Below are 21,150 nucleotides of genomic sequence, written 5' to 3' on the forward strand. Positions count from 1 at the left end.
GTGCGGCCGGTCGCCCCCGGCGGGACCCGTGGTCGAGTCGATCAGTCGTCTTCGAGGATGCTGTCGGGCTGGATGGGTCATCTGCACCACCGGGCCGCCGCCGCTGGCGCGTCGTCGACCCGGCGCGCGGATCGACATCCGATCAGTCGTCTTCGAGGATGCTGTCGGGCTGGATGTCGATCCGCGCGCCCGTCAGCTTCGCGGCGAGACGGGCGTTCTGGCCCTCCTTGCCGATGGCCAGCGAGAGCTGGTAATCGGGGACGAGGGCGCGCACGGCCTTGGTCGACGCGTCGATGACGAAGGCGGACGAGACCTTGGCCGGAGAGAGGGCGCTGGCGACGAACGCGGGCAGGTCGCTGGAGTAGTCGACGATGTCGATCTTCTCGTCGTTCAGCTCGGTGGTGACGGCGCGCACGCGCTGCCCCATCTCGCCGATGCAGGCACCCTTGGCGTTGACGCCGGGCTCGGTGGCGCGCACGGCGATCTTGGTGCGGTGCCCCGCCTCGCGGGCGAGCGAGACGATCTCGACCACGCCGCTGGCGATCTCGGGGACCTCCAGCGCGAACAGCTTGCGGACGAGCGACGGATGCGTGCGCGAGACGGTGATCTGCGGACCCTTCGTGCCCTTGCTGACCCCGGTCACGTAGACGCGGATGCGGGAGCCGTGCTCGTACTTCTCGCCGGGCACCTGCTCCTCGGGCGGCAGGATCGCCTCGACGGTGCCGAGGTCGACGTGCACCATGCGCGGGTTGGGCCCCTGCTGGATGACGCCGGCGATGATGTCGCCCTCGCGGCCCTTGAACTGGCCGAGCACCTTGTCGTCGCCGATGTCGCGGAGACGCTGGTTGATCACCTGCTTCGCGGCGAAGGCGGCGATACGGCCGAAGTCGCTCGGGCTGTCGACGGACTCGCCGATCACCTCGCCCTCGTCGTCGCGCTCGATGGCGTACACCGACACGTGGCCGGACTTTCGGTCGAGTTCGACGCGAGCAGCCGGCACGCGGCTCTCGGGCTGGTTCGTGTGCTTGAGATAGGCCGTCAGGATGGCCTGCTCGATGATGCCCACGAGCTCGTCGAAGGGGATTTCACGCTCGCGCTCCATGAGGCGCAGCACACTCAGGTCGATGTCCACTGAGGGCCTCCACTATTCAGATCTGCAGGCTGCGCGCGCGGTGGCGCACACAGCATCCCTCTACGGTACCCGAGTGGGGAGCACGGGACGGACCGTTCTCGGACGTCGGCACCGCGCCTCCCGATCTCGACGGCGTGTCGAGCCGAGGAGGCGCGGTGCCGGCGGTCAGGAGGCCCGCGGCGCGGTCAGCGCGGCGACCGCCTCGGCGACGGGGAGGGGTGTCCGCTCCCCCGTGCGGCGGTCCCACAGCTCGACGACGCCCTCGCCCGCCGACCGGCCGACGACGACGATCCGGGGAACGCCGAGCAGCTCGGCGTCGCCGAACTTGACGCCGGGCGAGACCTTGGGGCGGTCGTCGTAGAGGACGTCGAGACGGTGCGCCTCGAGATCGGCGGTGAGCTTCTCGGCCACCTCGTAGACGACGGGGTCCTTGCCGGTGGCGACGACGTGCACGTCGAAGGGCGACACGTTCTCGGGCCAGACGAGGCCCTTCTCGTCGTTGTTCGACTCGGCGATGACCGCGAGGATGCGCGTGACGCCGATGCCGTACGAGCCCATCGTCACCGTGACCTGCTTGCCGTTCTCGTCGAGCACCTTGAGGCCGAGCGCCTCGGCGTACTTGCGCCCGAGCTGGAAGACGTGTCCGATCTCCATGCCGCGGGCGGTCTCGATCGGACCGGAGCCGTCGGGGGCGGGGTCGCCCTCGCGCACCTGCGCCGCCTCGATCACGGCGTCGGCGACGAAGTCGCGGCCGGCCACCAGACCGGTCACGTGAACTCCCCGGCGGTTGGCGCCGGTCACCCAGGCGGAGCCGTCGACGACACGGGGGTCGACGACGTAGCGGATGCCCGACTCGGACTCGAGCCCCAGCGCCTGCGGTCCGATGTAGCCCTTGACCAGGACGGGGTTCTGAGCGAAGTCGGCGTCGCCCGCCGCATCGACCTCGGCCGGCGCGAACGCGACCTCGAGTCGCTTCATGTCGACGTCGCGGTCGCCGGGCAGACCGACCACGACGAGCTCGCGGGTGCCGTCGAGGTGACTCAGGGCGACCACGACGTTCTTGAGGGTGTCGCCGGCCGTCCAGGCGCGTCCGTCGCCGCGCGCGTGCGCGTCGTTGAGCTGACCGACCAGCGTGTCGATCGTCGGGGTGTCGGCGGGCGCGAGCTCGACGGCCGGGGGCTGCCCCTCGATCGGGATCGCCTCGGGCGCGATCGTCGTGAACGCCTCGACGTTGGCGGCGTAGCCGCCGGCCGAGCGCACGAAGGTGTCCTCTCCGACCGCGGTGGGGTGCAGGAACTCCTCGCTGCGCGAGCCGCCCATCGCCCCGGCGTCGGCCTTCACGATGACGTACTCGAGACCGAGCCGCGTGAAGATGCGCTCGTAGGCGTCGCGCTGCGCCTGATAGCTGGTGTCGAGACCGGCGTCGGACGCGTCGAACGAGTAGGCGTCCTTCATGGTGAACTCGCGCCCGCGCAGGAGTCCGGCACGGGGACGCGCCTCGTCGCGGTATTTGTCCTGGATCTGGAACAGCGTCAGGGGCAGGTCCTTGTACGACGAGTAGAGGTCCTTCACCAGCAGTGTGAAGGCCTCCTCGTGGGTCGGCGCCAGGAGGTAGTCGGCGCCCTTGCGGTCCTTCAGGCGGAACATGCCGTCGCCGTACTCGGTCCACCGGCCCGTGGCCTCGTAGGGCTCGCGAGGCAGGAGCGCCGGGAAGTGCACCTCCTGCGCCCCGGCGGCGGTCATCTCGTCGCGGATCACGGCCTCGATCCTGGCCTTGACCCGCAGGCCGAGCGGCAGCCAGGCGAAGACGCCGGGTGCCTGGCGCCGGATGTAGCCCGCGCGCACGAGCAGACGGTGGCTGGTCACCTCCGCATCGGAGGGATCTTCACGGAGGGTTCGGACGAAGAGCTGGGAGAGACGCGTGGACACGCCCCTAGCTTATGGGCTGACCTCACCAGGGCTTGCCGTCGTACTCCCCCGGGTTCTGCTCGTAGTACCGCTGCCGGTCGTTCTCCTGCTGCTGCTCGCGCTGACTCCGGTCGCCCTGGTCGCGCAGCTGGTCGAGGGGATCGGACGACCCTCCTCCGCTCTCGCCGTCGGCGCCTCCACCCTGGCCGGGCTCCCCGTCGTCGCCCGCCTGAGGATCGCCGCCCTCCTGCTCCTGCTGCGCCTCGTCCTGCTTGTCGCCGAGGCGGCCGTCGGCCTGCTCGAGCGGTTCGGACGTGTCGGGCCGGGCGGGGTCCTCGGGGGGCTGGAAGCAGCCCTCGGGCGCCTCGTCGACGGCCTGCCGCCCTTGGGCGAACAGCGCCTCGGCGTCCGCGTAGCGCAGCTCGAGCAGGGCCGCATCGCCCTGCGCCTCGATGGTGAGCACGAGATCGGTGCGGATCACGCACGAGATCGTCGGGTCGTCGGGCGCGAGCTCGAGCGCCGTCGCGAACTCGGTGCGCGCCACGTCGAGCACGCCGATCTGCGCGTAGCCCGTGCCGCGGTCGAAGTGGTGCACCCACGGCTCGATCACGTTGGCGATGCCGAGCGGCTCGCTGAGGCTCGTGCTGCGCTCGAACTCCCGATCGGCGTACGACCACTGCGTGAGAGCCGCGAAGACGGGCATGCTGAGCAGCTTCGCCGCCACGAGCAGCACGATCAGCACGACCGGCAGCGACCAGAGCAGGAGCCGCCGGCGAAGACGCCGGCGGTACGCCCCGATGGCCGCCTCGTCGTCGGCCGGCGTGCGGTCGTCGACGGGCGGGGGCGCGAGCACGGTCGTCATGGGCGGGCCCCTCTCTCGGTGCCGGGACCCGAGGAGGCGCGTGCCGGGTCGTCGCGCCGCCTCACCCGGATCTCCGCCAGCGCCCGGACCACCACGAAGACGTCGACGAGCACGAGGAGGAACAGCGGGATCGCGGGGATCCAGTACAGGTCCGTGACGCTCTCGGCCCGGCCGTCGGACGAGGTGACCCTGCCGTCGCGGGCGTCGGCGACCGCCGCGTCCACCGAGGTCCGCGCATCGCGGTGGACGTACGGGACGCCCAGCTGGTCGGCGATGCGCCGCAGGGCGTCCTCGTCGATCGTCGAGATCGCGTCGGGCTCTCCCGGGAGCGAGCGGTCGACGATGTACTCGTCCGTCGAGTACCGGTCGCCGTAGCCGTCGAAGACCTTCATGCGGCCGCCCTCGCTCGTTCCGTAGCCGAACACGGCTCCGCCGTCGACGTCACCGGCGGACCCGGCGAAGGAGCCGGGCTCGGTGTCGGCGGTCTGCTCTCCGTCACCCAGGTAGTACACGACGTTGGCCCGCCCGGGGTCGCTCTCGCGCGCCTCCTCCAGGCGGTCGGCGAGGAGATCGTCGGCCTCCGTGATCGAGCTCCCGCTCGAGTAGTAGGTGATCTCCTGGTTCATGACCTGCGCGGCGGTGACGACGGCGGCGCTGTCGTCGGTCAACGGCGTCCGCAGCACCGCGGAGCTGTCGAACGAGATCAAGGAGAAGCGGGCACCGGCCAGCTGCTCGGTCACGGCGCCGATGTCGGCTCGCACCCCCTCGAGACGCGGGGCGCCGTCCCCCCAGTCCTCTGCGGCGATGCTCGAGGTCGTGTCGACGACGAAGAAGACGTTCAGATCGGCGGCCGACGCCGCCGACGAGCCGCCGGGCACGCCGGGCCGCACGGCGATCACGAGCAGCAGCGCAGCGATCGCGGACCGGCGAGCCCAGGCGCGGACGAGGCGGCCGTTGCCTCGTTCGGCGACGACCCGCCAGACCGTGAACCCGAGGAGGAGGACGGCCGCGACCGCGAGCACGCCGACCGGGAGCACCGGGTCGAGGACGAGGGCGAGCGGGGTCACAGGCGCACCCGCCAGAGGAGCGCGAACGCGCCCAGCGCGACGAGGAGCCCGGCGATCGCGAGGCCCGCGGGGTCGTCGGTGACGACGAGTCGGCGCGTGCCGGTGAAGAGGCCGGCCTCGCGTTCGTCGATCTGCTCGATGATGCTCGCGACCGAGGTCTCGTCGTCGAGCGCGTAGTAGGCGCCGTCGGTCGACTCGACGACCGTCTTCAGCTCGGCGGCCACCTCGTCGGCGACCGCGTCGGTCGAGTAGTCCGCCGGGTTCAGGGCGTAGACGCGCACGTCGCGGTCGACGGCGAGCTCACCGGCCTCGGGCAGGGTGACGAGCGCCTCGCCGTTGACGTAGTTGTCGGTCGCGAGGATGACCGAGCGGGGCCGGGTGCTCTCGCCCTGGTCGTCGAAGCCGAGCACGCACGAGGCGAGGCCGTCGCCGATCAGCGAGGCGCCTCGCCCGAGGTCGGTGCCGGACCAGTAGCGGGTGCCGTCCTCGCCCACGGTGTCGAACGAGGTGCGGTACTGCTCGAGCTGCGTGCGGACGAAGTCGTAGTCGTCGGTCAACGGGAACGCGGTGACGGACGAGCTGTCGAACAGCGACAGCCCGATGCGCTCCCCGTCGAGCCCCTCGGCGAGGCGCGAGAACGTCTCGACGATCTGGGAGTCGACCTCGGTCATGGACCCGGAGACGTCGAGGCAGAGGACGATGTCGCGCTTGTACGACTGCGGCTCGACCACGTCGACGCTCGAGACCCGAGAGGACAGCAGGGCGCCGACGCCCGCGAGCCCGACCACGGCCACCAGCGTGGCGACGAGGACGACGCGGTAGCGGGCGACGAGGCGCCGGTAGACGGGCAGGCTCGTCAGTCGCTCGCCATGAGCCACGGGCGTGCCGAGCCGTCGCAGACGCTCGCGGTCGCTTCGACGTCGACGGAGGTGGAGGAGCACGGCGCCCGCGGCGATCGCGGCGAGCACGAGGGGCATCCACCAGAAGATCACCCCCATGAGCGCACCACCTCGCGTGCGGTCTCGACCGCTCGGCCCGGATCGCCGGGGTGGAGGCGCTGGAACGCCGGCGGATAGAACTGCTCGACGGCGCCCGTCAGGCGGGGAAGGTCGGACTCCCTCAGGTCCGCGAGGGTCATCACGTGCGTGTCGACCCCGTTCGTCTCGTGCACGAAGAAACGCAGGAGCAGGCTCAGTCGCGAGTGCACGGCGCGCTCGTCGAGGCGGCCGCTCGAGGAGGCGGCCGCGACCTCGTCGATGAGACCGAGGTAGCGGTCTCTCAGGGACGGGAGATCGACCATCCGCCCGCGCCGCGCCTCCCGGACGGCCTTCGGCAGTCGACGGGCGGTGAACCGGAGCACGAAGAGGTACCACGCGACGACCAGCGCCACGAGCAGCAGTCCGAGGACGAGCCACAGCACCCAGCCGGGGTACTGGTAGGGGCCGAAGAAGCCGTTATCGTCGAGCACGGCGGTGCTTCTCGATCACGGCGAACAGGGCGGGCACGACCTCGGCCCGGCTGGCGATCCGCTCGCTGCTGATGCCGAGCGAGCGCAGCTCGTGCTCGGTGGCGGTGCGGCGCGCCTCGTCGGCGCGGTCGAACTCCCGCCTCAGCAGGGGGCTCTCGCGCAGATAGGCGGGCAGGCCCGCCATCTCGTGGACGTCGTAGACGTCGGAGGCGTGGCCTGTACGGGTCATCAGATCGGCGTCGCCGATCGTCAGCCAGACGATCTCGTGCTGCGCGCGCAGACGCCGGAGGAGGCGGTCGAGCCGCTCGTCGAGCGCGACGTCGTCGGTCACGACGAGGAGCATCGACCGCCGACGGATCCCCCGCGCGACCCAGCCGAGCACGCCTGCCAGGTCGCTCCGCGCCGCGTCGAGCGTCGCCCTCCGGTCGACCTGACGCAGGAGCATCTCGAGGTGGGCCTCGGTGCCGCCCGCCGGATGGGCCCGCGTGCCCGACTCGTCACCGGTGACGAGGGAGACCGTGTCGCCGTGGGTCGCGGCGATGTAGCCCAGCGCGCCCGCGGCCATGATCGCGATGTCCTTCTTGGTCTCGCCGCTCGCGGCGGTCGCCGCCATGTTGCGACCCGTGTCGACGACCAGCACCAGATGCTGCCGACGACTCGCGATGTAGCGCTTGACCAGGGGCTCGCCGTGCCGGGCGGTGGCCTTCCAGTCGATGTCCTTCACGTCGTCGCCCGCCACGTACGCCCGCAGGTCGTCGAAGTCGTGGCTGCGCCCGTGGTGGACCGACGCGTACCCGCCCTCGAGCAGGTCGAGGGTCCGTCGGTGGGCGCGGAGGGACATGGTCGTCCGGACCCGCAGCAGCAGGCTGGCCATCGAGGTCAGGGAGTCTGAACCGCGCCGAAGACGGCGTCGATGACGGTCTCGGGCGCGATCTCGTCGGCGGCGGCCTCGTAACCGAGGATGACCCGGTGCCGGAGGACGCCGTGGCGGAGGTGCTTGACGTCCTCGGGGATCACGTAGTCGCGGCCGTGGAGCAGCGCCAGGGCCCGCGCGGCCTGCGTGAAGGCGATGCTGGCGCGGGGGCTCGCCCCGAACTGGACGTAGTCGGCGAGGCTGCCCGGGATGTACTGCTGCGGGTGCCGAGTCACGTAGACGAGCTGCACGATGTAGGTGACGATCGACGGGTCGACGTAGACGCGCTTCGCCAGCCCCTGGAGGAACAGGACGTCGTCGAGGGAGACCCCCGAGGCGGCTTCGGGCGTCGCCTCGTCGTAGACGCCCGACTCGATCCGCCGGATGATCTCCGCCTCCTCGGCGGGCGACGGGTAGTCGAGCACCTCCTTGAGGAGGAACCGGTCGAGCTGGGCCTCGGGCAGCTGGTAGGTGCCCTCCTGCTCGATGGGGTTCTGGGTCGCCAGGACGAGGAAGGGGTGCGGCAGCTTGTGCACGACGCCGCCGATGCTCGTCTGTCGCTCCTGCATCGCCTCGAGCATGGCGCTCTGGGTCTTGGCGCTCGACCGGTTGATCTCGTCGAGGAGGACGAAGTTCGAATGGACCGGACCGAGTCGCGTGACGAAGGTCGACTTCTGGGCATCGTAGATCTGCGTGCCGGTGATGTCGCTCGGCAGGAGGTCGGGCGTGCACTGGATGCGGGTGAAGGTGGCCGCGACCGCCTGGGCCAGCGTCTGCGCCGCGGTGGTCTTGGCCAGGCCCGGCACGCTCTCGAGGAGCACGTGCCCGCCCGTGATGAGGGCGATCAGCAGGGTGTCGCGGAGGCCGGTCTGACCCACGACCTTCCGCGAGAACGCCTGGGACACCGCACCCACGACGTGGCGGGCCCGCTCGAGCTCCGCCGGGTCGATCGGCCCGCGGGCCGGGGCGGGTGGCTGGGGTGTCGCGGTGTCCGTCACCCGCCCACTGTAAACCAGGCCTCCGACGTCACCGCCGGAGCGCCCTCCGCGCCAGGGTGTTCCCCAGGAACTGGACCAGCTGCACGAGCACGATGATGAGCAGGACGGCCGCCCAGGTCACCACGGGGTCGAACTGCCGGTAGCCGTACAGCAGGGCGAAGGCGCCGAGGCCGCCGCCTCCGACGTAGCCGGCGACGGCCGACATGTCGACGAGCGCCACGAAGACGAACGTGTAGCCGAGGATGAGCGGGCCGAGCGCCTCGGGCAGGATGATGCTCCGGATGATGCGGAACGGTCCGGCCCCGGCCGCTCGCGCGGCCTCGACGACCCCCGGCTGCACCGTGAGGAGGTTCTGCTCGACGATGCGGGAGATCGCGAACGACGCCGCGAGCGACAGGGTGAAGATGATGGCCGAGTTGCCGACCCCGCTGCCCACCGCGACCCGGGCCAGCGGTTGCGCCGCCGCGAGGAAGATGATGAACGGGATGGGCCGGAAGACGTTGACGACCACGTTCAGGACGCCGAAGACGGCGCGGTTGTCGAAGAGCGCGCCTCCTCGGGTGAGGTAGAGCGCGAGTCCGAGCAGGAGCCCGCCGAGACCGCCGAACAGCAGCGTCAGGGCGACGATGTAGACGGTCTCGTAGGCGGCCTGCCAGAGCAGGGGCTGGAGCTCGATGAGGGAGTCCATGTCAGCGCCCTTCCGGTTCGGTGGCGGCGGCGCCCAGCTCGACGACGGCGGCGTCGACGGCGGCCGGATCGCCGGAGAGGGCGAGGGTCAGGGTTCCGAAGGTCCGGCCGGCGATCTCGTCGATGCCGCCGAAGACGATCTCGAAGCCGACCGCGTGCCGCGCGAGGACGCCGAACACGTGCTGCTGGTCGACACCGCCCTCGGAGACCCGCACGGTCACCAGACGTCCGGCGTGCCGGGTGCGGAGCGCGGCGAGGTCCTCGCCCTGGGGCGATCCGGCGACCACGGTCGAGACGAAGCGCCGGGTCGAGGCCTCGCGGGGCGACGAGAAGACCTCGAAGGTCTCGCCGATCTCGACGACGCGCCCCTTGTCCATCACGGCCACGCGGTCGGCGATGGACTTGATGACGTCCATCTCGTGGGTGATCACGACGATGGTGATGCCCAGCTCGGCGTTGACCCGACGGAGCAGGGCCAGCACCTCCTGGGTGGTCTCCGGGTCCAGCGCGCTCGTGGCCTCGTCCGCGAGGAGGATGCCCGGCGAGGTGGCCAGCGCCCGGGCGATGCCGACGCGCTGCTTCTGCCCGCCGGAGAGCTGGTCGGGACGGGCGTGCGCCTTGTCGGCCAGCCCGACGAAGTGCAGGAGTTCGCTGATGCGCCGCTGGTGCTCGGCCTTCGGCACGCCGGCCGCCTTGAGGGGGAACTCCACGTTGCCCCAGACGGTCTTCGACGAGAACAGGTTGAACTGCTGGAAGATCATCCCGATCCCGGCGCGCTTGGCGCGCAGCTGCCGCTCGGGGAGACCGGTGATCGGCGAGCCGTCGATCTCGATGCGGCCGCTGGTGGTCGGCTCGAGAGCGTTGATCAGACGCACCAGGGTGCTCTTCCCCGCACCGGAGTAGCCGATGATGCCGAAGATCTCGCCGTCGGCGATCTCGAGGCTCACGCCGTCGACGGCCGTCAGCGGCGACGCGCCCTTCTCTCGGGGCGGATACGTCTTGACGACGTCGGTCAGGGTGATGGCGGGCATGGTTCTCCTCGTCACGGGCGGAACGGCCCGACCCGCGCACCAGCGTGGCACACGGGTCGGGCCGGGAGTCGATCGGGCGGCGTCAGCCGTTCTGCTCGACGAGCTTCTTCGTGTCCTCCAGCGACGACTGCAGGTCGGCGACGGGCACCTTGACGGTGACCGCGGTCCCGCCGGAGTTCTCGACGACGCCGTCGGTGACCGACTGGGTGTCCTGGTAGATCTCGACGAGCTTCTTGTAGGTCTCGTCGTCCGCGTCGCCCGCACGAGCGGCGAACACGTTGACGTAGGGCAGCGCGGCGGGGTCGTTGGGGTCGTCCTGCGCGATGACGTCGTCGACCGAGAGACCGGCCTTCGTGGCGTAGTCGTTGTTGATGATGGCGCCGTCGAAGTCGGGCAGCGACGTGGCGGCGAGGTCCGCGGCGACCGGCGTCACCGTCACGGTCGAGGCGTCCTCGTCGATGTCGTTGATCCCCGAGAAGATGTCGCCGCCGTCCTTCAGCTCGATGAGGCCGTTGGACTGCAGCACGAGCAGCGAGCGCGCCAGGTTGCTGGCGTCGTCGGGGACGGCGATGGTGTCGCCCTTCTGGAAGTCGCTCACGTCGGTGTACTTCTCGGAGTAGAGCGGCAGCGGGTAGATCGCGGTCGACCCGATGGGGACGAGGTCGGCGTCGGCGGCGACGTCGTACTGCGCCAGGTAGACGATGTGCTGGAACTGGTTCAGGTCGAGCTCGCCCTCCGTCAGGGCGGGGTTCGGCTGCTCGTAGCTGCCGAAGTCGACGATCTCGACGTCGATGCCCTCGTCGGCGGCGGCATCGGCGAAGGTCGACCAGTAGGGGTCGCTCGCCCCGACGACGCCGATCCGCACGGTGTCGTCGGACGAGCCGCCCCGCGACACGGCGATGCCGATGCCGACGGCGGCGAGGACGACGACGATGACCGCGATGATGGCGATCAGTCGGCCGGGGCCCTTCTTGGGGGCGTCGATCAGGGGGGTGGCGTCGCTCATGGTGATCCTCTCGGTGGCACAGGTACGCCTCGAGGCCGGCTGCTGTGCGGACCGTCGAGGCCCATCCATGATGACGCACCGTCGGCTCGCACCCGACATCGGCAGGTCACACGACGACACATGAGGACGGACGTCGAGGAGGCGCGATGCAGGTCGTCCTGCACCGCGCCTCCTCGATGTCCGCGCGTCGGCCGTCGTTAGACGGTGAGCACCTGGGGCGAGCCCGTCTCGCCGGGGGGCATCTCGGCCGCGAGGCGGTTGGCCTCGTCGATCAGGGTCTGGACGATCTCGGACTCGGGCACGGTCTTGATGACCTCGCCCTTGACGAAGATCTGGCCCTTGCCGTTGCCGGAGGCGACTCCGAGGTCGGCCTCACGGGCCTCGCCGGGGCCGTTCACCACGCACCCCATGACGGCGACGCGCAGCGGGACGGTCATGCCCTCGAGCCCGTCGGTGACGTCGTTGGCCAGCTTGTAGACGTCGACCTGGGCCCGACCGCAGCTGGGGCAGCTGACGATCTCGAGCTTGCGCTCGCGGAGGTTGAGCGACTGGAGGATCTGGAGACCGACCTTGACCTCCTGCGCCGGGGGTGCGCTGAGGCTCACCCGGATCGTGTCGCCGATGCCCTCGCCGAGCAGGATGCCGAACGCCGTGGCCGACTTGATCGTGCCCTGGAACTCGGGCCCCGCCTCGGTGACCCCGAGGTGCAGGGGCCAGTCGCCGCGTTCGGCGAGCTGGCGGTAAGCCTTCACCATGACGATGGGGTCGTTGTGCTTGACCGAGATCTTGAAGTCGTGGAAGTCGTGCTCCTCGAAGAGCGAGGCCTCCCAGACGGCGGACTCGACGAGCGCCTCGGGCGTCGCCTTGCCGTACTTCTGGAGGATGCTGGGCTCGAGCGAACCGGCGTTGACGCCGATGCGGATCGACACGCCGGCGGCCTTCGCGGCGGCGGCGATCTTGCCGACCTGGTCGTCGAACTTGCGGATGTTGCCGGGGTTCACCCGCACGGCCGCGCAACCGGCGTCGATCGCCTGGTAGACGTAGTTCGGCTGGAAGTGGATGTCGGCGATGACCGGGATCTGACTCTTCTTCGCGATGATCGGAAGGGCCTCGGCGTCGTCGCGACTCGGCACGGCGACCCGCACGATGTCGCATCCCGACGCGGTCAGCTCGGCGATCTGCTGGAGCGTCGCGTTGATGTTCGGCGTCGGCGTGGTGGTCATCGACTGGACGCTGACGGGGGCGTCGCCGCCCACGAGCACCTTGCCGACCTTGATCTGCCGCGTCTTGCGGCGCGGGGCGAGGACTTCGGGGACCTTCGGCATTCCGAGATTGACTGCTGGCACGAGTGCAATCGTAATCCTCGGCGCTGGAAGCCGAGTGACCGTCAGCCGAACAGATCGATCGGATTCACGATGTCCGCGTAGATGAGCAGCGCGCTCATGCCGCCGAGGAGGATGACGACGGCGAAGGTCAGGGGGATGACCTTGGCCGTGTCGACCGGACCCGGGTCGGGTCGACGGAACAGCGTGGCGAACCCTCGACGCACCGCCTCGATGAGCGCACCGGCCACGTGACCGCCGTCGAGCGGCATGAGCGGGATCAGGTTGAAGACGAAGAGCGCGACGTTGAGGCTGCCGACGAGATTGACGACGTAGGCCGCGCGATCCACGATCGGCACCGAGTCGAGGCTGACGATCTCGCCGGCCATCCGGCCGACTCCGACGACGCTGACCGGTCCGTTCGCGTCGCGCTCTCCCCCGCCGAACGCCGCCTGCGCGACTCCGACGAGGCGCTGGGGCAGGTGGATGATGAGGTCGACGACGTGCGTCACGTTGTTCCAGACCGCGGGCAGCACGGCGGTGACCGGCTGCTGGACGGTCTCGCTCGCGAAGCCGATGCCGACGAAGCCGACGTCCTGCGTCTTCGGGGACCCGTCGGCGTTCTCCTCGATCTGCCCCGTGCTGTCGTCGACGACGTACCGCTCGGACAGGGTCGGGGTCACCTCCAGGGTCTGCTCGGCGCCGTCGCGCTCGACGACCACGTCGAGGGTCGTGCCGGCGGAGTCGCGGAGGACGGCGCTGACCTGGTCGCCGTCGCTCATCGTCGTCCCGTCGATCGAGACGATGCGGTCGCCGTTCTGCATCCCGGCGGCGAACGCGGGGGCCGGGGTCGCGTCGGTCGGGCACGAGGTCTCCGTGGAACCGGCGGGCAGGACGCACTCGTTGACGAGCCCCACGGTCGTGCTGGACTGCGCCACGCCGAAGCCGCAGAGGACCACGCCGAAGAGCACGATCGCGATGAGGAGGTTCATCACCGGCCCGCCGAGCATGATGATGATGCGCTTGTAGACCGGCAGCCGGTAGAAGGTGCGGGCCTCGTCGCCCTCGTCGATCGTCTCGGCGCTGGCCGTGCGGGCGTCCTGCACGAGGGTCTGGAAGAACCCGGTGCTGGCCGTGCGCGCCGCCTCGCCCTTCTTGGCCGGCGGGAACATCCCCGACATCGAGATGTAGCCGCCGAGCGGGATCGCCTTGACGCCGTACTCGGTCTCGCCCCTCTTCCGGGAGAGGATCGTCGGGCCGAAGCCGATCATGTACTGGCCGACCTTGACCCCGAACCGCTTGGCCGGAACGAGGTGGCCCACCTCGTGCAGGGCGATCGAGACCGCGAGCCCGATCACCATGATCAGGACGCCGACGATGAAGAGCAGAACGGTGAGCACCGGGCAAGGGTAGCCGCAGCGGACCGGGAACACGCCGCGCTCCACCCCAGGCGTTGCTGGGAGCGGCCTGGTCGGGGGCCGGCCCCGGCCGGACCCGGGCCCGTCCGGCCCGGATCAGCCGGCCAGCAGGGCGTCGGCTTGCCGCCGTGCCCACCTCTCGGCCTCGAGGACCCCCTCGAGCGTGGACGCGCCTCCCTCGTGACGCTCGACGACCTCGCTGACGGTGTCGAGGATCCCGAGGTAGCCCACGCGCCCCTCGTGGAACGCGAGCACGGCCTGCTCGTTGGCGGCGTTGAAGACGGCCGGGTAGGTGCCCCCGGCCCGACCCACCTGCTTCGCGAGATCGACGGCGGGGAACGCCTCGGAATCGAGCGGCTCGAAGGTCCACGAGGAGGCGGTGGTCCAGTCGAGGGGACGGCCGACTCCCGCCACGCGGTCCGGCCACGCGAGCCCCAGGGAGATGGGCAGACGCATGTCCGGCGGCGACGCCTGGGCGATCGTGGAGCCGTCGACGAACTCGACCATGGAGTGCACGATCGACTGGGGGTGGACGGTGACGTCGATGTCGTCGTAGTCGACGTCGAAGAGGAGATGGGCCTCGATCACCTCGAGCCCCTTGTTCACCATCGTCGACGAGTTCGTGGTGACCACGAGGCCCATGTCCCAGGTGGGATGCGCGAGGGCCTCCGCGGGGGTGACGTCCGCCAGCGAGGCGCGCGAACGACCGCGGAACGGCCCGCCGGACGCGGTGAGGACCAGCCGGCGCACCTCGCCGGTCGCCCCGGAGCGCAGCGCCTGCGCGATGGCCGAGTGCTCGGAGTCGACGGGGACGATCTGACCGGGACGGGCCCGGTCGCGGACCAGGTCCCCCCCGACGATCAGGCTCTCCTTGTTCGCCAGCGCCAGGGTCGCCCCCGACTCGAGCGCCGCCAGGGTCGGGGCCAGACCGACGGAGCCGGTGATGCCGTTCAGGACGACGTCGGCCTCGACGTCGCGGACGAGGGCGACCGACTCGTCGGTGCCGAGGGCCACGTGCTCGACGCCGAAGCGTGCGGCCTGCTCGGAGACGAGGTCGCGGTTCGTACCGGCCGACAGGCCGACCACCTCGAACAGCTGCGGGTTCGCAGCGATGACGTCGAGGGCTTGAACGCCGATCGAACCGGTGGACCCGAGGATGGTGATGCGTCGCATGAGCCCACCCTACGGTCGCGTCCGACCCTCCGCCGCGTCGACCCCTCGGGTCGCGCAGGGTGCCGGTCGCGTCAGGCGACCGCGAGGATGTCGATGACGAACACCAGGGTGTCGGTCGGCTCGATGCCGGCGCCGGCCTCGCCCGCCTCGCCGTATCCGTCGGCAGGAGGCACGATCACGACCACCTGCGAACCGACCGTCTGCCCGATCATCGCCTGGGCGAAACCGGACACGACCTGATCGGTCGAGAAGGGAGTCAGCGTGCCCTTGCCCCAGCTCTCGTCGAAGACCTCGCCGGTGCGCCAGTTGGTGCCCTGGTACTGGACGGTGACGTTGGCCGGATCGGGCACGACGGCGCCGTCGCCCTTCTTCAGCACCTCGATCCGCAGGTCGGCGGGCGGGTCGTCGTCCGGGACCGTCACCGTGGGACGGCCGTCGTCGGCGAGCTCGACCTCGGGGAAGCCGCTCTGCACGGGCTGATCGGCGCCCGTGGCCCGCGTCGGCACGATCGAGAACGTGTCGACGACGATGACGGTCGCTGGATTGGGAGCGTCCGTGCCGGGCGAACCGGGCTGCATGTCGGCGGCCGAGGCGACCGTGACGGTGCGGGATCCCGCCTGAGCGCACGACAGCGCACCCTCGATGCCCGGCACGTAGAAGTCGCCGCTGATGGTCAGCTGCTCGCCTGCGGAGCCGGTGTACCCGGCCGTGCTCAGCTCGGCTCCCGTCTCGGCGTCGAAGACGGTGATCGCCACCTGCACGACGTCGCCCACCTCCGTGGTCGGTCCGTCGCCCGGCACGACCACGGTCTGCTGGGTCTCGGCGGCCGTGAGCGGCGCGGGGAGGCCGATGCTCGGCTTCTCCCCGAAGGCACCGGAGACGTCGACCGAGTCGGACTCGGCCCCGGACTCGAGACAGGTGGTCGGCGCCGCCGCGGCCGTGCTGTCGTCCCCGGTCGGGGTCGGCTCCGAGCCGCCCGTGCACCCCGCCACGAGGGCGACCACGATCACGGGGAGCACGGCGACGGCCCACGGCCTCCGCCGGGTGGCCGGGGTGGTCGAGGAGGCGCGGAGCGGTCTGATCACGGAGGTCGCGGGTCTCGATCGGTGCAGCGGGGTCAGCCGACGGCGAGGATGTCGATGACGAAGATCAGGGTGTCGGTGGCCGTGAAGGCGGCCCCCTGGGGCACGTTGTCGCCGTAGCCGTCGGCCGGCGGGATCGACACGATGGTCTGCGAGCCGACGGTCTGGCCGACCATCCCGTCGGCGAAGCCGGTGATGACCTGGCTCGTGCCGAACGTGGCCGGTTCGCCGCGCTGCCAGCTGGAGTCGAACGTCTCGCCGGTCTGCCAGACGACGCCCTCGTACTGGACGGTGACGGTGTCGCCGTCCTGGACGACGTCGCCGTCGCCCTTCTTGAGGACCTCGACCTGCAGGTCGGTCGGCGGCTCGGTGTCGGGGACCGTGACCGTCGGGGCGCCGTCGTCGGCGAGCTCGACCGTCGGGAACCCGGGGGTCGGGTCCTGGGGCTCGCCCGTCGCGCGGAGCGGCACCTCGGTGCTCGCCGAGGCGCTTGGCGTGGATGCTCCCCCGGCGGTGGACTCCTCACCGGCATCGGTGCCGCCGCAGGCGGCGAGCGCGAGGACCAGGGCGGGGACGGCGAGGAGGGCGAGGGGACGGCGCATGGGGATCTCTCGGTCGGAGGGCGGGGACGGTGACGGTGACGCGGTGCCGCCATCGGCACGGCGACCCCGGCCATTCTGCCTCACGGCCGGCAGCGGTGGCTGAGTGGGGGCGCCGCCCCCGGTTCAGCCGGCTGCGGCGTCGCCCGTCGCCGGGTCGCCCGCGACCACGATCCGGGGTTCGTGCTCGACGGGGAACGCCACCGACGAGGCGATGAAGCACTTGCGCGCGGCCTCGGCGTGCAGCTCGCGCGCGCGCTCGGCCATGGAGGCGTCGGCGACCGTCACGACGGGGCGGAGGGTGACCGAGGTGAACCGGCCGCCGCCGTCGGAGGTCTGGGTCATCCGTCCGACGGCGGAGTCCTCGTAGGCGACGACGACGACGCCGCCGGTCGCCGCGACGTGCAGGTAGCTGAGCAGGTGGCACTGCGCGAGGGCGCCGAGGAGCATCTCCTCCGGGTTCCAGCGGTCGGCGTCTCCGTGGAACGTCCGATCGGCCGAGGCGGCGATCTCGTGCAGCTTGCCGTCGGCGCTCAGCGTGTTGTCGCGTCCGTACGACCGGTAGGACACGGTCCCGACGTCGCGGGCGCCCGTCCATCGGAGGCCGACGGCGTAGTCGTGGTCGAGCATGGGGCCTCCTGGGTCGGGGTCTGGCGGTCGGTACACTCCCCATCATGACCGACCTGCGCCGTTCCGCTCCATCCGCCGTCCCCCGCCGACCGCTGACGGTCGAGGGGAGCGTCGAGCTGGCGGTCCTGACCCGGTCGGGTCTCGACGAGAGCCGGCACGTCGGGGCCGGCGTCGTCGTCGACAGCGCCGGCTCCGTGCTCCGTGCCGTCGGCGACGTCGGGGCCTCGATCTATCCGCGTTCGTGCCTCAAGCCGTTGCAGGCCCTGACCGTGATGCGCTCCGGGGTCGAGCTCGAGGGGCCTCAGGCCGTCCTGGCCACGGCCAGCCACGCCGGGACGCCCGAGCACCTCGCGGTCGTCTCGTCGCTGCTCGAGCGTTCGGGCAGCGTCGAGGACGACCTGCTCTGCCCCGCCGACTGGCCGGGCGACCGGGCGAGCGCCCGCAGGGCTCCGGAGGCCAGGAGGCTCGCGATGAACTGCTCGGGCAAGCACGCGTCGTTCCTCCTGGCGTGCGCCGAGAACGGCTGGGATCCCGCGACGTACACCGACCTCGACCACCCCCTGCAGCGGGCCACGCGCGAGACCGTGGCCGAGTTCACGGACGAGACCATCGATCACGCCGGCGTCGACGGCTGCGGCGCGCCGGTCTTCGCGACGACGATCACGGGGCTCGCCCTCGCCGTCGCCCGCGTCGCGGGCGCCGCCGGAGACGGGACGCCGTCGGGCGACCACCGTGCCGGCGCTCTGGTGCGAGCCGTGCTGGCGGACGCCTGGGCCCTCGACGGACCCGGCCGGGCCAACACCGTCGCGATCGACGAGCTCGGACTCTTCGCCAAGCTCGGGGCGGAGGGCGTCCTCGTGATGGGGACCCTCGACGGGATCGGCACCGCGGTCAAGGTCCTCGACGGGAACCTGCGCGCGGCCACGATGGTCGCCCTGCATCTGCTGGTCGGTCAGGGTGCGGTCGACGCCACGGCGGCGGAGGGGGTCGTCGAGGCCACACGCGAACGGGTGCTCGGAGCGGGGCACGACGTCGGTCGCATCCGGCTCGGAGACGGGGTGCTCGCGGCCCGGGCCTGAAGCCGCCGACCCCGGCGTCAGTCCCCCTCGCGGCACGAGACGTAGTCGAGCTCGATCGGGGTCCGGCACGCCGCGCCCGCACGGAGGACGACGACGGCCGTGCCGTCGTCGGCGATCTCGATCAGGGTGTCCACGCGGCCCGCATCCGCTCGGGTCCGCCCGTCGCGGACGGTGAGCTCTCCGGCACCGAGCATCCTCGCCTGGAGGCGGAAGCCGTCGGCGGCTGCTCGGGCCAGGACGCCCGGCCCGACGACTCCCACGACTCCCCTGGCCTCGATGCAGAGAGGGCCGTCGGCGAGGGTCGCCGCATCCTGCTCGAGCCGGGCCAGCGCGAGCACGCGATCGTCGTCGGGACCCGCACCGGCGTCCGCCCGTCGCCGGGTCGGCGCCGCCCCTCGCGACAGCCGGAGTCGGCTCTCGACGGCGCCCCGCCCCAGGACGAGGTACCGCCGACGCCGTCCCTCCGGGTCGTCGTCCCCCGGGTGGCCGGCGGTCGCATCGTCCCGGACGGACCGGGCCGTCGTGCGGCTGCCCGGGAACAGGGTCTCGAGCTCGAGGCGCTCGAGCCGGTGGTGGGCGAGGACGCTCGCGCGGGCCGCCTCCAGGTCGTCGTCGAAGCGGCGCCCCTCGCGCCGTGCCGTCGCCGGCGCGCCGATGAGGGCCTCGACGGCCCAGGCCGCGAGGACCGCGACCAACGCGATCGCCGCGGGGAGGATCACGCCGACGCACCGTCCCGACGCGACGGCGACCGCCGCCGCGGTCACGACGGCCGTGAGCACCGGCGCCCGGACGGTCGCCGCGCGCGGCGGCGGGCTGGGGACGACGACGACACGGCCACCGGGAGGGACGGCGCGGCCGCCGCCGGGAGAGCCGAGGGGACGGTCGTCGACGGGGAGCACGCCCTCAGAGCATCATGACTCCGACGACGGGCGGGGCGGTCCCCGACGGCCCTGGGGAGAGCCGGCCGGACGTCACCGGTGTGGAGGGCTCAGGCGATGACGAAGAACTGCTCGCCGATCTCGACCCGGCAGCCACGGGCGACGCGCACCCGGGTCCCGGGTTCGAGACGCCGGGCCGGCTCGTCGCGGGGGCGGACGATCGTGCCGTTGCCGGACCAGCGGTCGCTGAGCCAGAGCTGCCCGTGCTCCTGTCCGAACTCGAGGTGGGTCTTCGAGACGGACTTGCCCGGGTCGACGATGCGGACGAGCTGGTCGAAGCGCTCTCCCGGCTGGGGCAGGGGGGCACGGCCGACGAGTCCGGTGCCGTCGACCGTCACGCTCTCGCCGGTGCTGAACTGCAGGACGAACTCGGATCCCATCGGGCCCCGACGGACGATCCTCGTCTCGTCGACGTCGTCGTCCGTGTCGACGGTGGCGGGTCGCAGCGGCTCCCGGGGTCGCCAGGCGGTCTCGGGCGCGGTCGGGCGTGCCTCCGGGGCCGGGGACTCCTCCACGGTCGGGGGCGCCTCCGCGGCCGGGGGAGCCGTCGGAGACGCGGACGAGGTCGGCGGCGGCGTCAGGTCTGCGGGTTCCGGGAACGCCACGGGGCGGTCCTCCCGGGACGGCTCCTCGACGTCGTCCCGCCGACGACGGTCACGACGGCTCCGGTCGCGACGGTCTCGGCCGCCACGGCCGCGGTCACGGTCGCGACGGTCGTCGTCGGTCCCCGTGCCGGCGGGCCCGGTCGCGTCGGCGACGGCCGCTCCGGGCTCGGCCGCGGCGATCGCCGGGTCGGCGGCGCTCTCGACCTCCGATGAGGCGGCAGGCGCTCCACCGCGGAGGATCGGGACGATAGGGCCCGTGAACGACAGGGCCACCGACTGGACGACCGCACCGCAGACCCCGCAGAAGATGTCGTCCTCGTGGACGTCGGCACCGCACTGGGTGCAGCGCTCGACGCCGGCGGCCTGACCCGGCTCGACGAGGGGCACCGGGGCCGCGGCAGGCGTCGCGCTCGCCTGCGGCAGCACCGGCTCGACTCGCACGGTGTCGCCCGGTCGCGGAGTGGAGGCGTCGACTCCGGGTGTCGCCGCGTCGTGCGACGACCTCGCGGCGGGTTCCGTCGCGCTCGGGGCCGCTGGGGCGTCGTCGTCGGCCGACGGGGTCTCGGGCTGCGCGTCGGGGCGGGACGGGTCGAGGTCGGAGGCTCCGCCGACTCCTTCGTCGGGCGTGGCGCCCGCCTCGTCGGTCTCGGGGAGCGGCGTCGCGGACGCGACGGGTGTGAGGGAGGCCGTCCAGAGCGGAGCCGTCGACGGCCGAGGGCCGTCGTCGGATCGGGAGTCGGGCTCTCGCAGCGGGGCGGGCACGGGGGTGGGCACCGGGGTGGGGGCGACGGCCTGGGGTGGGGAGGACACGGGCTCGGGACGACCCGCGCCTCCTCGGGGCGCCGGCCCTCCCGGGCCGTCGGGCTCGGACGACGTCGCGGGCTGCGAGGACGTGGGCGCGACTGCGTGGGGGGCCGCGTCGGGGGTCTCGTCACGGCGCGCGGCGGGCTCGTCCGTCGGGGGCGCGTCCCGCCACGCGGGCGGGTCGAGCGGCGCGTCGGTCCGGTCGGCGGGCTCCCGGTCGCGGAGCCACCAGGGCTGCTCGCCCGACGACGCCGGGGTCGGTCGCTGCGGGCTCCACGCGGGCGGGCGTCCGTCGCGCTCGTCGGCGCCGCGGGGGCGATCGGGAGCCGACGTGTCGACTCCCGAGAGCGTGCGACCGCACTCGCCGCAGATCATCGCGCCGACGGGCAACGGGCTGGCACAGGTGGGGCACTGCATCGTGAAGAGAC

Annotated in this window: 20 protein-coding genes; 1 reads left to right on the forward strand and 19 read right to left on the reverse strand. The window is 72.0% G+C overall.

Annotated elements, in window-relative coordinates:
• Positions 1-142 precede the first annotated feature (142 nt).
• The 17 genes from nusA to FFA01_RS00085 all read right to left on the reverse strand — a co-directional run bounded on the left by nusA (position 143) and on the right by FFA01_RS00085 (position 17,296).
• The gene (gene nusA / locus FFA01_RS00005) at positions 143-1,132 is read right to left on the reverse strand and encodes a transcription termination factor NusA (RefSeq protein WP_146851635.1); all 990 of its coding nucleotides are present in this window, start codon (positions 1,130-1,132) and stop codon (positions 143-145) included.
• Positions 1,133-1,297: 165 nt separating this feature from the next.
• Complete coding sequence (locus FFA01_RS00010) at positions 1,298-3,061, reverse strand: proline--tRNA ligase (RefSeq protein WP_146851638.1); 1,764 nt, start codon at positions 3,059-3,061, stop codon at positions 1,298-1,300.
• A gap of 22 nt (positions 3,062-3,083) precedes the next feature.
• Positions 3,084-3,902, reverse strand: coding sequence for a hypothetical protein (locus tag FFA01_RS00015; protein WP_146851640.1), 819 nt, complete (start codon positions 3,900-3,902; stop codon positions 3,084-3,086).
• Entirely contained in the window at positions 3,899-4,969 is a 1,071-nt protein-coding gene (locus FFA01_RS00020) for a vWA domain-containing protein (RefSeq protein ID WP_244289613.1), read from the reverse strand. Before FFA01_RS00020 ends, FFA01_RS00015 begins: the two co-directional genes overlap by 4 nt.
• Positions 4,966-5,967: a VWA domain-containing protein gene (locus FFA01_RS00025; RefSeq protein WP_146851643.1), complete on the reverse strand. Its 1,002-nt coding sequence runs from the start codon at positions 5,965-5,967 to the stop codon at positions 4,966-4,968. The genes FFA01_RS00020 and FFA01_RS00025 overlap by 4 nt, the downstream gene beginning before the upstream one ends.
• On the reverse strand, positions 5,958-6,437 hold the full coding sequence (locus FFA01_RS00030) for a hypothetical protein (protein WP_146851645.1): 480 nt from the start codon (positions 6,435-6,437) through the stop codon (positions 5,958-5,960). Before FFA01_RS00030 ends, FFA01_RS00025 begins: the two co-directional genes overlap by 10 nt.
• Positions 6,424-7,311 (reverse strand): DUF58 domain-containing protein, encoded by an 888-nt coding sequence (locus FFA01_RS00035; RefSeq protein WP_146851649.1) that lies wholly within the window; start codon positions 7,309-7,311, stop codon positions 6,424-6,426. Before FFA01_RS00035 ends, FFA01_RS00030 begins: the two co-directional genes overlap by 14 nt.
• A gap of 5 nt (positions 7,312-7,316) precedes the next feature.
• Positions 7,317-8,348, reverse strand: coding sequence for an AAA family ATPase (locus tag FFA01_RS00040; RefSeq protein ID WP_146851653.1), 1,032 nt, complete (start codon positions 8,346-8,348; stop codon positions 7,317-7,319).
• 28 nt (positions 8,349-8,376) lie between these two features.
• Positions 8,377-9,036, reverse strand: a complete 660-nt coding sequence (locus FFA01_RS00045; RefSeq protein ID WP_146851656.1) for a methionine ABC transporter permease — start codon at positions 9,034-9,036, stop codon at positions 8,377-8,379.
• Between the two features lies 1 nt (position 9,037).
• Positions 9,038-10,066 carry a methionine ABC transporter ATP-binding protein gene (locus FFA01_RS00050; RefSeq protein WP_146851659.1) on the reverse strand — a complete coding sequence of 343 codons (1,029 nt, stop codon included), beginning with the start codon at positions 10,064-10,066 and terminating at the stop codon, positions 9,038-9,040.
• 82 nt (positions 10,067-10,148) lie between these two features.
• Entirely contained in the window at positions 10,149-11,072 is a 924-nt protein-coding gene (locus tag FFA01_RS00055) for a MetQ/NlpA family ABC transporter substrate-binding protein (protein ID WP_146851661.1), read from the reverse strand.
• 197 nt (positions 11,073-11,269) lie between these two features.
• Positions 11,270-12,418, reverse strand: coding sequence for a flavodoxin-dependent (E)-4-hydroxy-3-methylbut-2-enyl-diphosphate synthase (ispG, locus tag FFA01_RS00060; RefSeq protein WP_182501110.1), 1,149 nt, complete (start codon positions 12,416-12,418; stop codon positions 11,270-11,272).
• A 41-nt stretch (positions 12,419-12,459) separates the two neighbouring features.
• Entirely contained in the window at positions 12,460-13,794 is a 1,335-nt protein-coding gene (locus FFA01_RS00065; RefSeq protein WP_244289614.1) for a M50 family metallopeptidase, read from the reverse strand.
• 114 nt (positions 13,795-13,908) lie between these two features.
• Positions 13,909-14,985, reverse strand: a complete 1,077-nt coding sequence (dxr, locus tag FFA01_RS00070; RefSeq protein ID WP_146851664.1) for a 1-deoxy-D-xylulose-5-phosphate reductoisomerase — start codon at positions 14,983-14,985, stop codon at positions 13,909-13,911.
• Between the two features lie 71 nt (positions 14,986-15,056).
• Complete coding sequence (locus FFA01_RS00075; RefSeq protein ID WP_146851667.1) at positions 15,057-16,070, reverse strand: FKBP-type peptidyl-prolyl cis-trans isomerase; 1,014 nt, start codon at positions 16,068-16,070, stop codon at positions 15,057-15,059.
• Between the two features lie 32 nt (positions 16,071-16,102).
• A complete protein-coding gene (locus FFA01_RS00080) occupies positions 16,103-16,669 on the reverse strand; it encodes an FKBP-type peptidyl-prolyl cis-trans isomerase (RefSeq protein ID WP_146851669.1) in 567 nt (188 codons plus the stop codon).
• Between the two features lie 123 nt (positions 16,670-16,792).
• Positions 16,793-17,296, reverse strand: a complete 504-nt coding sequence (locus FFA01_RS00085) for an OsmC family protein (RefSeq protein ID WP_146851672.1) — start codon at positions 17,294-17,296, stop codon at positions 16,793-16,795.
• A 44-nt stretch (positions 17,297-17,340) separates the two neighbouring features.
• Between FFA01_RS00085 and FFA01_RS00090 the strand changes: the two genes are divergently transcribed.
• On the forward strand, positions 17,341-18,375 hold the full coding sequence (locus FFA01_RS00090) for an asparaginase (protein WP_146851674.1): 1,035 nt from the start codon (positions 17,341-17,343) through the stop codon (positions 18,373-18,375).
• 17 nt (positions 18,376-18,392) lie between these two features.
• On the opposite strand, the gene FFA01_RS00095 is transcribed toward FFA01_RS00090, so the two are convergent.
• Positions 18,393-19,274: a hypothetical protein gene (locus tag FFA01_RS00095; protein WP_146851676.1), complete on the reverse strand. Its 882-nt coding sequence runs from the start codon at positions 19,272-19,274 to the stop codon at positions 18,393-18,395.
• Between the two features lie 89 nt (positions 19,275-19,363).
• The gene (locus FFA01_RS00100; RefSeq protein ID WP_146851679.1) at positions 19,364-21,139 is read right to left on the reverse strand and encodes an FHA domain-containing protein; all 1,776 of its coding nucleotides are present in this window, start codon (positions 21,137-21,139) and stop codon (positions 19,364-19,366) included.
• Between the last annotated feature and the right edge of the window lie 11 nt (positions 21,140-21,150).

Source organism: Frigoribacterium faeni (genome assembly GCF_007988805.1).
GTDB classification, from domain to species: domain Bacteria; phylum Actinomycetota; class Actinomycetes; order Actinomycetales; family Microbacteriaceae; genus Frigoribacterium; species Frigoribacterium faeni.